Source organism: Myxococcus sp. CA040A (assembly GCF_013336725.1).
Classification (GTDB): Bacteria; Myxococcota; Myxococcia; order Myxococcales; family Myxococcaceae; genus Myxococcus; species Myxococcus llanfairpwllgwyngyllgogerychwyrndrobwllllantysiliogogogochensis.
On the sequence record NZ_JABUMR010000045.1, the window covers coordinates 1 to 706 of the forward strand.

Sequence of the window (706 nt, forward strand, 5' to 3'; positions counted from 1 at the left end):
TGGGAAGCCGTCATCCAGCGGCAGCCCTCGCTGCGCACGTCCTTCGTCCCCGAGGACGCGGGCCAGCCCCTCCAGTGGGTCCACCCGGAGGCCACCCTCCCCTGGGAGGAGCACGACTGGCGCGGCGTGGATGAGGCCGAGCAGCAGCGCCGCTTCGACACCCTCATCTCCGAGGACCGTGCTCGGGGCTTCGACCTGAGCACACCACCGCTGCTGCGACTGACGGTCATCCGCACGGATGAGCGCGCGTGGCGCGTCCTCTGGACGCTGCACCACCTCATCGTGGATGGCTGGAGCCTCGGTCTCCTCTTCCAGGAACTCTTCACCACCTACGAGCAGGTCCGCTCCGGCCGACTCCCGGCGGAGAGTGAGTCGACCTCCTTCCGCGACTACATCGCCTGGCTCCAGCGCCAGTCCCTGGAGCCCGCGGAGCACTACTGGCGCAAGACGCTGCGGGGCTTCACCGCGCCCACGCCCTTGCCCGGTGCGCTTCCCCGAAGCCCGGACTCGGTGCTCCGGCGTCAGCACCTGAACGTCTGGCTGCCCGCGCAACTCACCACGGACCTCCAGGCCTTCGTGCGCCAGCACCACCTCACCCTCAATGCACTGGTCCAGGCCGCTTGGACGCTGGTGCTCTCACGTCACACCGGTGAGCAGGACATCCTCTTCGGCGCCACCACCTCGGGTCGCTCCGCCGACGTCGCCG

General features: G+C 69.7%; 1 protein-coding gene. It reads left to right on the forward strand.

Features of this window, described 5'->3' with window-relative positions; all coding sequences use genetic code 11:
- Nucleotides 1-706: condensation domain-containing protein (locus tag HUA75_RS46025; protein ID WP_254628134.1), on the forward strand; the 706-nt coding region annotated here is incomplete at both ends.